12 protein-coding genes are annotated in these 12213 nt (G+C 36.2%); all 12 read left to right on the forward strand.

Annotated features, from left to right (window positions below; all coding sequences use genetic code 11):
* Window positions 1-221 precede the first annotated feature (221 nt).
* A complete protein-coding gene (locus CIT01_08880; GenBank protein AXV38303.1) occupies window positions 222-398 on the forward strand; it encodes a DNA-directed RNA polymerase subunit K in 177 nt (58 codons plus the stop codon).
* A 29-nt stretch (window positions 399-427) separates the two neighbouring features.
* On the forward strand, window positions 428-1675 hold the full coding sequence (gene eno, locus CIT01_08885) for a phosphopyruvate hydratase (protein ID AXV38304.1): 1248 nt from the start codon (window positions 428-430) through the stop codon (window positions 1673-1675).
* A gap of 106 nt (window positions 1676-1781) precedes the next feature.
* The gene (locus CIT01_08890) at window positions 1782-1973 is read left to right on the forward strand and encodes a ferredoxin (protein AXV38305.1); all 192 of its coding nucleotides are present in this window, start codon (window positions 1782-1784) and stop codon (window positions 1971-1973) included.
* 117 nt (window positions 1974-2090) lie between these two features.
* Window positions 2091-2687 carry a 30S ribosomal protein S2 gene (locus tag CIT01_08895; GenBank protein ID AXV38306.1) on the forward strand — a complete coding sequence of 199 codons (597 nt, stop codon included), beginning with the start codon at window positions 2091-2093 and terminating at the stop codon, window positions 2685-2687.
* A 153-nt stretch (window positions 2688-2840) separates the two neighbouring features.
* Entirely contained in the window at window positions 2841-3683 is an 843-nt protein-coding gene (locus CIT01_08900; protein ID AXV38307.1) for a hypothetical protein, read from the forward strand.
* 149 nt (window positions 3684-3832) lie between these two features.
* Window positions 3833-4792 (forward strand): mevalonate kinase, encoded by a 960-nt coding sequence (gene mvk, locus CIT01_08905; protein ID AXV38308.1) that lies wholly within the window; start codon window positions 3833-3835, stop codon window positions 4790-4792.
* Between the two features lie 136 nt (window positions 4793-4928).
* Window positions 4929-5720: an amino acid kinase gene (locus tag CIT01_08910; GenBank protein AXV38309.1), complete on the forward strand. Its 792-nt coding sequence runs from the start codon at window positions 4929-4931 to the stop codon at window positions 5718-5720.
* 37 nt (window positions 5721-5757) lie between these two features.
* Window positions 5758-6822, forward strand: coding sequence for a type 2 isopentenyl-diphosphate Delta-isomerase (locus CIT01_08915; GenBank protein AXV38310.1), 1065 nt, complete (start codon window positions 5758-5760; stop codon window positions 6820-6822).
* A complete protein-coding gene (locus CIT01_08920; GenBank protein ID AXV38311.1) occupies window positions 6812-8161 on the forward strand; it encodes a ribonuclease J in 1350 nt (449 codons plus the stop codon). The genes CIT01_08915 and CIT01_08920 overlap by 11 nt, the downstream gene beginning before the upstream one ends.
* Complete coding sequence (locus tag CIT01_08925; protein ID AXV38312.1) at window positions 8161-9150, forward strand: serralysin; 990 nt, start codon at window positions 8161-8163, stop codon at window positions 9148-9150. Before CIT01_08920 ends, CIT01_08925 begins: the two co-directional genes overlap by 1 nt.
* Before the next feature lie 60 nt (window positions 9151-9210).
* Window positions 9211-10881, forward strand: coding sequence for a glutamate--tRNA ligase (locus tag CIT01_08930; GenBank protein AXV38313.1), 1671 nt, complete (start codon window positions 9211-9213; stop codon window positions 10879-10881).
* Window positions 10882-10944: 63 nt separating this feature from the next.
* Window positions 10945-12180 (forward strand): LL-diaminopimelate aminotransferase, encoded by a 1236-nt coding sequence (locus tag CIT01_08935; GenBank protein ID AXV38314.1) that lies wholly within the window; start codon window positions 10945-10947, stop codon window positions 12178-12180.
* The last annotated feature ends 33 nt before the right edge of the window (window positions 12181-12213 follow it).

A 12213-nucleotide genomic window follows, 5' to 3' on the forward strand; every position in this document is an offset into this window, starting at 1 on the left:
GGCCGTAGGGTAGCTTGGTCCATCCTCCCAGCCATTGAATTAAATTTACAGATGTATTATATAAATAAAGGTTTTAATAAGTCCTTTATTGTATTATCCTAAAGATTCTAAATAATCTTTATAATTCTATATTTATTCAACTGGAACGGGGATGGTCACACCGGAACGCTGGAGACCCGAGTTCAAATCTCGGCGGCCCCATCTTTAATTATAAGGAGAAGATGCAGATGACATCTAAACTTACAAGATTTGAAAAAGCAAGAATTATTGGTGCAAGAGCTCTTCAACTTTCAATGGGCGCAAAACCATTGGTAGATATACCAGAATCTCTTGATCCGATAGATATTGCAACATTAGAACTTAAAAAGAAAGTAATCCCTCTTGATATCAGGAAATAACCATTATTTTTTTAAGAAGAGGTGTTTTTGTGGATAGCGTTATTGAAGACGTTCGTGTCAGAAAAATTTTAGATAGTAGAGGAAATCCCACAGTAGAAGTAGATGTAATAACGTGGAATGGTTTTGGAAGGGCAGCAGCTCCAAGTGGTGCCAGCACTGGAATGCGTGAGGTTGTTTCTTTTCCCGAAGGTGGCGTTGATAGAATAATAGGTGAAGTTGAAGAAATTATTTCATCAGAACTTATTGGTATGGATGCAGAAGATCTCAAAGATATAGACATGATTCTAAAGGAGATCGACGGTACAGATGATCTATCTGCCTTAGGTGGAAACACCATAGTGGCAGTTTCAATGGCTACGGCCAAAGCTGCAGCATCATCATATAACATGCCCCTTTACAGATTTTTAGGCGGAAATATGCCTGATGAAATTCCTTATCCTTTAGGTAACATGATTAACGGAGGAGCACACGCAGGAAAACATGCTCCCGATATACAGGAATTTTTAGTAGTTCCATTAGGAGCTCAAAATATTACAGAAGCTGTATTTGCTAATTCTAATGTTCACAAAAGAATTAAAGAACTTATCCAAATGAAAGATAAATTATTCACCGGTGGTAAAGGAGACGAAGGTGGTTGGGCACCTAATCTTTCTAACAATGATGCACTGGATATTCAAGCTAAAGCCTGTGAAGAAGTAGGCGATGAGATGGGGATAGAGATAAGGCCATCTTTAGATTTTGCAGCAAGTGAAATGTGGAACAGTGATGAGCAAAAATACTATTATGAACAGGATAATATAAAAAGAGACACTGGTGAACAGATAGACTTTGTAGAAGAAATTATCCAAACCTATGGCATGTTCTTTGTTGAAGATCCCCTACATGAAAGCGATTTTGATGGTTTTGCCCAGCTTACCAAAAGGGTAGGTCAAAGATGTCTTATATGTGGAGACGATCTTTTTGTTACCAATGCTTCCATATTAGAAGAGGGAATTAAACAAAAAGCTGGAAATGCTATTATTATAAAACCCAATCAGATCGGAACTTTAAGCGACACCTATGATACAATCAGGCTGGCTAAAGATAACAAATATGTCCCTGTGGTTTCTCATAGATCAGGGGAAACAACAGATGAAACTATAGCCCATCTAGCTGTGGCATTTTCATGTCCCATGATAAAAACCGGAGCTTTAGGTGGAGAGAGAATAGCAAAACTTAATGAGTTAATAAGAATCGAGGAAGAAATACCTAACTCCAGGATGGGAATATTTGGGTAGTTAAATATCTATTATTATGATTTTAGACAATAAAAATTTAATTTACTAATATTAATGAAATTTTAAAAAATATAATAAAAGGAAATAAAGTAAAAAGGAGATTAATATGGTTAAAATAGTTATTGATCATGAAAATTGTGATGGTGCAGACTGTGGAGAATGTGTAGATGTATGTCCTATGGAAGTTCTTGTAATTGAAGGGGACAAAATTGTAATTCAAAACATAGAAGAATGTAGTCTATGCGAAGTATGTATGGATGTATGCCCTAACGAGGCAGTAGAAGTAAAAGACGATTAAAACTTTTATTATTATAATAATAATTAATGATTTTAAAATTCTATTTCAAAATTAAGAATAATACTAATTAAATTATAAAAAACACAGATTAACTTTGATATAAAATGAGGTGATAAGTTGTCAGAACTATTAATTCCACTGGACAAGTACTTAGCAGCAGGTTTACACATAGGAACTCAACAAAAAACTGGAGACATGGAACGATACATATACCGAGTAAGATCCGACGGATTATACGTATTGGATGTTAGGAAAACAAACGACCGAATATTGGCCGCTGCAAAATTCCTTGCAAAATTTGATCCAGACGATATCCTGGTTGTGTCCACAAGACAATATGGACAAGCTCCTGTAAAAAAATTCGGAGAACTAACCAAAACTAAAACCATACCTGGAAGATTCATCCCAGGTACATTAACCAACCCTAACTATGCTAAATTTATTGAACCCAAAGTTTTAGTGGTAACCGATCCAAGATCAGATTTCCAAGCTATTATTGAGGCAAAACAAATAGGCATACCTGTAGTAGCGCTTTGTGACACTGAAAACTTACTTGGAAATGTAGATATTGTCATACCCGTAAATAACAAGGGTAGAAAAGCTATTGCACTGGTTTACTGGTTAATTGCCAGACAATATTTAAGAGAAAAAGGAATTCTTGCTGAAGACCAAGATCTAGAAATCTCACCAGCAGAATTTGAAATAAAGATTTAATAATATATCTTCCAAAAAAGTTTAAATTAAGTTTAAATTAAATTTAACGGTTTAAATTAAATTTAATTAAATTTATAAGGATTTTATAAGGATTAATATTTTTAAATTAAATATCTTCAAATATTTAATTAAGAAAAAAATGGCAGTGGTTTTATGATAAGAAAACCTGCGGTGGCAGGTACTTTTTATGAAGGAACCCGTGAATCCTTAAAAAAGAGAATAGAATGGTGTTTTAAACATAAAATGGGCCCAGGAGTTATTCCTGATAAAATTGGAAATAAAAGAAGTATAAAAGGAGTTCTGGCTCCCCATGCCGGGTATGCAGCTTCCGGACCTGTTGCGGCACACACCTATTATAAGCTTGTTGAAGACGGTTTTCCAGAAACATTCGTAATTTTATGTCCCAACCATTATGGGATTGGTTCTGGAGTATCTGCCATGACCAGTGGAGAATGGGAAACACCACTTGGAAATGTGGAGATAGACCAGGAGTTTGCCCAGCAATTAATCCAAAATTCAGATATCATTGATTCTGAGTCCTCAGCACATCTGCGAGAACACAGCTGCGAGATCCAAATTCCATTTTTACAGTACTTTAAAGAGGATTTCAAGATCGTGCCTGTAAGTATGTGGATGCAGGACGTTGAAACTTCCCATGATATTGGGATTGCTATCAAAGAAACAGTAGAAACCCTTGGAAGGGACACAGTAGTAATCGCTAGTTCGGATTTTACTCACTATGAACCTCAAAAGGCAGCATACGCTAAGGACAGACAAGTACTGGACGCAATTGCTCAACTCGATGAAAAATTAATGGTTAAACGGGTTTTTGAGCTTAATGTAACTATGTGTGGGCCTGGACCTGTAGCTGCAACTATTGTGGCTTCAAAAGGTCTCGGAGCTCAGAATTCAGAAATAATAAAATATGGTACTAGTGGAGATGTAATAGGAGATAAAAGAGAAGTAGTTGGTTATGCTTCAGCCATATTCTGGTAATTTCTTTACAAGTTCAAATTTACATATAAACCTAAAAATTTAATAAATTGTTCAAATTGGGGATAATTAAGTAATTTTAATTAACAAATCCCTTTTTAGCTAAATAAAATAGTTAATATTTTCACAATTATAGGGCTCAAGGTGAATTTATGGAAGTTGAAGCATCTGCACCAGGTAAAGTAATTTTATTTGGAGAACATGCTGTAGTCTATGGAAAACCAGCCATTGCAGTAGCTGTGGATAAAAGAGCCATTATTAAAATATCAGAAAATGAAAAAGATCATATTCGAGTACATATAGATAATCTTGGGGCATCAGCTACTCTTGATCAATTAAATCATGAGATATCAGTTGAAAATGGTAAATCAGGGATTTTAAAATATGTTTTAGAAGCGCTGAAAATGGTGCACAATGCATCGCCAATAGATATTGAAATAGACTTGAAACTTCCTATTGGTGCAGGTTTAGGGTCATCTGCTGCTGTAACAGTAGCAACCATAGCTGCGGCATCCAAATATAATAATAACAAACTAACTAAGAAGGAGATAGCTCAAAAAGCTCATCAAGTAGAACTTAATGTTCAAAATTCTGCCAGTCCCATTGACACCACTATAAGTACTTATGGGGGTGCAGTTTATTTATCAGAGAATGCAGAATACATAAAACCTCTGAATATTAACTGGGATTACCCATTGATAATTGGGTTTACTCCTAGACCGGGAAACACTGGAAAGCTGGTGGAACAGGTTAGACTTAGAAAAGAAGCATATCCTGATATTATCAACCCCATAATTGATTCTATGGGTCTTCTTACCAAAACAGCTCTAAAAGCACTGCTTGAAAAAGATCATACTAAAATCGGAGATTTAATGAATATTAATCATGGCTTCTTAGATTGTTTGGGGGTTAATACTAAAGAACTTTCCAACATGGTTTATACCGCTAGAAAAGCAGGAGCTTTAGGTGCAAAGATTACGGGAGCCGGCGGCGGCGGAAGTATAGTGGCTCTATGTCCTGAAAATAATTTAAATGTCTTATCGGCCCTTAAGGATATTGAAGATGCTGTAGAAGTTAGTATTTCACAAACTGGTGTTGAATACGTAAAGTAGATCCTACTATTGTAAGACAATTTAGAAGCAATACTATCTCAAAATCCCTTAAAAATAGAATATTTCAGGATGCAAATGTTATTAAATTACATCACTCATTAAAATAGGTTTAGAAGAAAGTTTAGGTGTGTATCATTTGATTATTTTAAAACTCGGCGGAAGTGTGATAACTAAAAAGGATTCTTTAGAACCTGAGGCAGATTATAAAAATTTGGATAGAATCGCTCGGGAAATTGCTGATTATGCTGCAGATGGGTTAATAATTGTTCATGGGGCTGGCTCTTTTGGCCATCCCTTTGCAAAAAAATACGCTATAGGTAGCCCTATCGAAAATGAAGATGATTTTAAAGAGAAAAAGATGGGTTTTTGCTTAACACAAAGCTGGGTTAAAAAGTTAAACACAATAGTATGTGATAATCTAAGAGAAAAAGGAATTTTTGCTGTTTCTATACAACCTTCTTCCTTTCTCACCACTAAAAATAAGAGGATATATTCTGGAGAACTCCAGTTAATAAAGAAATATCTGGAAATGGGATTTGTGCCAGTTATATACGGCGACGTGGTAATTGATGTTGACAATTATATTAAAACTGCAGTTTTGTCTGGAGATCAAATAATCAAATATTTAGCTGAAAATTTAAAGCCAGAAAGAGTTATTTTAGGTTCTGATGTGGATGGTATTTACACAAAAAATCCTAAAAAATATAGGGATGCTGAGTTAATTAAAGTTGTTTCCTCCATGGAAGATTTGGAACTTATTGAAGGGGCAACTAATGTTGATGTAACTGGAGGCATGGGTGGAAAACTAAAAGAACTTCTAATACTGGCTCAGATGGGAATTGAATCTGAAATTATCAATGCAAATGAATCTAATTATATAAAAAAAGCTTTAAAAGGCGAAAAAGGAATAGGAACCATAATAAAATGAAAAAATTATATTTAAAAAAAATTAAGAGGCGTATAAAATGATTTCAGATAGAAAATTAGAACATTTATTATTATGCGCACATTGTGACGTAGAATTTAAAAATAAAAAGACTGGATTTAGTGATATTGAATTAATCCATAAAGCTCTTCCAGAAATTAGTAAGGAAGAAATAGATATATCTACAACCATTTTAGGTAACGAAATTGACGTCCCACTGATAATATCTGCCATTACAGGTGGACATCCATCATCACTAATTATAAACCGGGAACTTGCCAAAGCAGCTGAAAAACTGAATATTGGTATGGGAGTTGGCAGCCAAAGAGCCGGAGTAGAAAATCCTGAACTGGTTTCAACCTATACTGTTGTAAGAGAAAATGCACCAAATTCCTTTATTATTGGAAATATTGGAGCACCCCAGATTGAATATGCAAAAAAAGCTTCAGATATGATGGAAGCTGATGCACTGGCAATTCATTTAAATCCATTACAAGAATCAATACAACCCGGAGGAGATGTTGATGCTACAGGGTATCTTGATTCGATAACCAAAATCAAAGAAACAGTAGATATTCCTATTATTATTAAAGAAACAGGAGCCGGAATATCTATGGAGGGTGCAATCTCTCTTGAAAAGGCAGGAGCTGACGCTATAGATGTTGCTGGAGCAGGCGGTACAAGTTGGGCTGCTGTTGAAACGTACCGGGCCAATGATAAACACCTGGGAGAACTATTCTGGGATTGGGGGATACCAACGGCAGTAAGCACAATTGAAGTATGTGAATCTGTTAATATACCTGTAATATCATCTGGAGGTATAAGAACAGGTCTAGATGCAGCTAAAGCATTAGCACTAGGTGCTGATGCTGTAGGAATAGCTTTACCATTACTTAAAGCATCTTATAAAGGACATAAGGCAGTTATCGCTAAGGTAATGAAATTTGTTGAAGAATTAAAAGCTACAATGTTCCTGGTTGGAGCAGAAAATCTAAAAGATTTGAAAAAATCTAATCTTATAATTAAAGGTCAAACTAGAGAATGGCTTAATGAAAGGGGCTTTGATACTAAAAAATACGCAAGGAGGATACATAGTGAGCGTTGAAGTTATAGCAATCGGTGGATACGAAGAAGTCGGAAAAAATATGTCAGCAGTTAAAGTCGGAGATGACGTAGTAATATTTGACATGGGTATTCACTTGGACAGATTACATATTCATGAAGATACAGACATTGCCAGAATGCACAGTCTGGATCTAATAGAAAGAGGTGTCATCCCTGATGACACACTAATGAAGGAGGTTGATGGTAAGGTTAGAGCCATAGTATTTACTCACGGCCATTTGGACCATATTGGGGCGGTAGCTAAACTAGCTCATAGATATGAAGCACCAATCATTGCAACGCCTTACACTTTAGCCTTAATTGAGCGAACCATAAAATCAGAAAAGAAATTCAAGGTTACTAACCCTCTACAAATTTTAAATGGGGGGGAAAAATGTCAAATATCTCCCGATATAACACTTGAATTTATTAAAACTACCCATAGTATCCCTCAGACAGTAACTGCTGCTCTACATACATCTGAAGGAATCATAATATATGCAAATGACTTTAAATTTGATAATCACCAAAAGATATCACCCCCACCAGATTATGGTAGGCTAAGAGAGCTAGGAAGAAAAGGAGTTCTGGCCTTGATCGTGGAAACCACACGGGCAGGGGAAAAAGATGAAGTTAAAACCAATTCCGAAAAGATCGCTAGAATTATGCTTAATGACATAATGAATGCTCCACTTGAAGAGAAAGCCGGAATGATTATAACCACCTTTTCTTCACATATTGAGAGAATACAGGCAATATGTGATATTGCCAAGCACAGTGACCGGAAAATTTTATTATTAGGACGATCTATGGAAAGATACTGCAGTTTAGCTGAGTCAATGGGTTTATTAAAGCTTCCAAAGTCAACCAGTATATATGGAAGCCCAAAATCAGTTAACCGGGCTCTAGCCAAAGCTGAAGAACACAGGGAAAAATATTTGATGGTGACAACCGGCCACCAGGGAGAACCAGATGCATTGCTTCCCCGTATAGCCAATGCCCGAACTCAGTTTAATATCCAAAGAGGAGATAATGTCATTTTTTCCGCACCAGTTATACCTAATCCTATGAATATTGCTAACCGGAATCTTCTGGAGAAAAGAATTAAATCTAGCGGGGCTAGAATATTTACTAATGCACATGTTTCAGGACATGCTGGCAGGGAAGATCACCGTGATTTTATAAAAATGTTAAACCCCCTGCACATCATTCCTGCTCATGGAGATCTAACAATGCTTTCAGATTATACAGAACTTGCAGAAGAAGAAGGTTACAAATTGGGTAATGACATTCATATACTTAGAAATGGTCAGGCACAAGTTTTTAACGGGGGAATTTAATGGTAGATGTAATTGAAATCCTAAAAAAGTATTCTAAAAGTATTGATGAAGAAATTAATAAATCATTAGTTACAATTGATCCTAAAGGTCTTCGCCAATCATCAGAACATCTTATAAAAGCAGGTGGAAAGAAATTACGTCCATCTCTTGTTGTTTTATCATGTGAAGCTGTAAGTGGAAATCCCAAAAATGCATTGAAAACTGCAGCTGCCATGGAATTAATCCATACTTTTTCACTGATTCATGATGATATAATGGATAAAGATGAACTAAGAAGAGGGGAACCATCAGTACACATTTTATGGGGAGAGCCAATGGCTATACTTGCTGGAGACACCATATTCTCCAAGGCCTTTGAAGCAATACTGGATACAAAAATTGATGATGTTTCATCAAGTAGAGTCATTGAGGCCCTTAAGACAGTAGTAGATTCATGTATCAAAATATGCGAGGGACAGGCCTGCGATATGGGCTTTGAAGAAAAATTTGATGTTAAAGAAAAAGAATATCTTAGCATGATCTACAAAAAAACCGCGGCACTTATTGCTGCGGCCACAAAATCTGGTGCAATTCTTGGAGGGGGAGATCAAGAACAAATAGAAGCACTATCAGAATACGGGCGTTTGATTGGTATGGCCTTCCAGATCCAGGATGATTATCTTGATGTGATCAGTGATGCAGAAAAAATAGGCAAACCTGCAGGGAGCGATATAGTGGAAGGAAAAATGACTCTGATGGTGGTTCACACTATAGAAAACGCTTCACCAGAAGATAAAGAAACATTAATATCCATATTGAAAAGTGGTAGTGAAGATGAGGTCGAAAAGGCCATTTCCCTATTTGAAAAATATGATTCAATAGAATACACCCGCAATATTGCTTTAAATAATGTAAAGCAGGCTAAAGAATTGTTAAATATTTTAGATGATTCTGAAGCAAAAGAATCTCTACTTCATATTGCTGATTTTGTTCTGCAGAGAAATTTCTAATATTTCTACACTTTCTAATATTTTCTTTTAATTAGTTTTTATTATTTAAGGGGAATCCTAATGAATGATCTTAAAAGTTTAGTATACAAACATGCACTGATAAATGCAGTTAAACATAAAGGAAAAGCCAATGAGGGGGCAGTAATTGGTTCTATCATGGCCTCCAATCCAGAAATGAGAAAAAATGCTGGTGAAATTGTCAAAATTGCTAAAACTGTGGTGGCCCAAGTGAATGATATGGAACCACAGCACCAAAAAAGTGAACTGGAAAAAACAGGGGGTAAGATCGCAGATAAGAAAGTGGAAGAAAAAGGATTGGTTGATCTTCCAAACGTTAAAGGAGAGGTTGTATTAAGATTTGCACCAAATCCCAGCGGACCATTGCATATTGGCCATGCCCGAGCGGCTATATTAAATAACGAATATGTAAAACGCTATGGCGGTAAATTAATACTTAGGATTGAGGATACAGATCCTCGCCGGGTAGATATGGATGCATATGAAATGATTCCTGAAGATCTTCACTGGTTAAATGTAGAATGGCAGGATATAGTGGTTCAAAGTGACCGGATCCCCATATACTATGAATACGCTGAACTTCTAATCAAGAAAGGTGCAGCATATATGTGTGACTGTTCTGGTGCTGATTTTAAGAGATTAAAAGATTCATCACAACCTTGTCCCTGCAGGGAAATGACTGTGGAAGATAACCTGCAGCGATGGTTTGAAATGGAGAATATGAATGAAGGCGATGCTGTTTTAAGAGTTAAAACTGACTTAAATCATAAAAATCCTGCTATAAGGGACTGGGTTGCTATGAGGATTGTAGAAGAAGAACACCCTCGTATAGGATCCAAATACAAGATATATCCTATGATGAACTTTTCTGTGGCTGTAGACGATCATCTCATGGGCATTACCCATGTATTGCGGGGAAAAGATCACCTGGCAAATTCTGAAAAACAAAAATATTTGTATGGGCATTTTGAATGGGATGTTCCTGAATTCATACATTATGGACGACTTAAAATGGAAGACATTGCATTAAGCACATCTAAAGCTCGTACTGGTATAGAGGAAGGGATCTACACTGGCTGGGATGATCCTCGTTTAGGGACCATAAGGGCCATAGCCCGTAGAGGAATCAGGCCAGAAGCAATCCACCGGTTGATGATCGAGATCGGTGTAAAAATAGCAGATTCAATATTAAGCTGGAAGAAAATATATGGATTAAACCGTAACCTATTAGAAAAAGAGGCTAATCGCTACTTTTTTGTTGAAAAACCAGTTAAATTGTCCATTAAAAATCTGCCAGAATCAACCAAGGGAATAATCAAACGAGCCTTGCATCCAGACTTTTTAGATCGAGGGTACCGTAAGATACCATTTGACGGAGAGGTTTACATCCAAATGGATGACTTTAAAGAGGGTAAAATCTTAAGATTGATGGATGCAGTAAATATCATAATTAAGGATAATGAGGCAGTTTTTCATAGTGTAAGTTTTGAAGATGCCCGCAAAGTTAATGCACAGATCATCCAGTGGATACCTTCAAACGAAAATTTGGATGCAACTATTGTCATGCCTGATGCAAGTTTAATAGAGGGTCTTGCAGAACCACAGTGCATCAACTTAAATGAGGGAGATGAAGCGCAATTTGAACGATTTGGCTTTGTCCGTTTAGATCAAAAAAATTCATATAAACTAAACTTTTACTTCACCCATAAATAATATGATATTAAAATCCATTTACTTTATTTCTTAAAATAATTAAAATTAGGAGAGTTTTTTCAAATGCCTGTAAAAATTAATGAAAACTACCAACTACTCAAAAGCAGTTACATATTTGCTGAAATTAATCAAAGAGTTGAAAAATTCCAGAATGAAAATCCTGATGCAGATGTAATACGTATGGGGATAGGTGATGTTACCAGACCTCTGCCCCAAGCAGTTATTAAAGAATTCCATAAAGCTGTAGATGAAATGGCTAGTTCTGAAACATTTAAAGGGTATGGTCCAGAACAAGGATACTCTTTTTTAATAAAGGATATAATTGAAAATGATTTTTTACCAAGGGGAATTGAAATTTCAGAAGACGAAATATTTGTAAGTGATGGGGCCAAGTGTGATACAGGTAATATACAGGAAATATTTGGCTTAGACAACATTGTAGCTGTAACCGACCCAGTATACCCTGTTTATGTGGAAACTAATGTCATGGCTGGAAGAACTGGTCCTATGACTGCTGATGGAAAATATGAAAAACTGGTATATCTTCCCTGCACTGCAGAAAATGATTTCGTACCAGAACTTCCTCAAGAAAGGGTAGATCTTATCTATCTATGCTTCCCTAACAATCCTACTGGAACCAGTCTCAACAAGGAACAGTTAACTAAATGGGTGGATTATGCACGAGAAAATAAATCTATCATCCTATTTGATGCAGCTTACGAAGCATACATAACGGAGGACGATATTCCTCATAGTATTTATGAAATTGAAGGTGCTAAAGAGGTGGCTGTGGAGTTTCGTAGTTTCTCCAAAAATGCCGGATTTACAGGTACTCGGTGTGCCTATACTGTGGTTCCTAAAGAGGTCATGGCCTATGATGAAGAAGGTAACCCTCAACCAGTAAAACCCCTCTGGAACAGGAGGCAAACCACTAAATTCAATGGAGTATCTTATCCAGTTCAAAAAGCAGCAAGTGCAGTGTATACTCCTGAAGGACAAAAAGAAATAGCAGAATCAATAAATTACTACATGAAAAATGCCACTATAATCCGTGAAAGTCTTTTGAATATAGGACTTCAAATTTATGGGGGTGTAAACTCTCCTTATATCTGGGTTAAAACCCCGGAAGGAATGGATTCCTGGAAATTCTTTGATCTCTTATTGGAGAAAGCTAATGTGGCAGGAACTCCTGGTGTGGGCTTTGGTCCAAGTGGAGAAGGTTACTTCCGTCTTACGGCGTTTAATACATTGGAAAATACTAAAAAAGCCATGCAAAGGATATCTAAACTTTCCATCTAATTTTCTTAATTAATTTTTAATTTAGTTGAATAG

The organism is Methanobacterium sp. BRmetb2, assembly GCA_003491285.1.
In the GTDB taxonomy this organism is placed as follows: Archaea; Methanobacteriota; Methanobacteria; order Methanobacteriales; family Methanobacteriaceae; genus UBA117.

Bases quoted from the DNA above. Each gene is read 5' to 3' on its own strand.
- CIT01_08880 (AXV38303.1), top strand. From the start codon at position 222: ATGCAGATGACATCTAAACTTACAAGATTTGAAAAAGCAAGAATTATT.
- CIT01_08890 (AXV38305.1), top strand. From the start codon at position 1,782: ATGGTTAAAATAGTTATTGATCATGAAAATTGTGATGGTGCAGACTGT.
- CIT01_08900 (AXV38307.1), top strand. From the start codon at position 2,841: ATGATAAGAAAACCTGCGGTGGCAGGTACTTTTTATGAAGGAACCCGT.
- mvk (AXV38308.1), top strand. From the start codon at position 3,833: ATGGAAGTTGAAGCATCTGCACCAGGTAAAGTAATTTTATTTGGAGAA.
- CIT01_08915 (AXV38310.1), top strand. From the start codon at position 5,758: ATGATTTCAGATAGAAAATTAGAACATTTATTATTATGCGCACATTGT.
- CIT01_08925 (AXV38312.1), top strand. From the start codon at position 8,161: ATGGTAGATGTAATTGAAATCCTAAAAAAGTATTCTAAAAGTATTGAT.
- CIT01_08930 (AXV38313.1), top strand. From the start codon at position 9,211: ATGAATGATCTTAAAAGTTTAGTATACAAACATGCACTGATAAATGCA.
- CIT01_08935 (AXV38314.1), top strand. From the start codon at position 10,945: ATGCCTGTAAAAATTAATGAAAACTACCAACTACTCAAAAGCAGTTAC.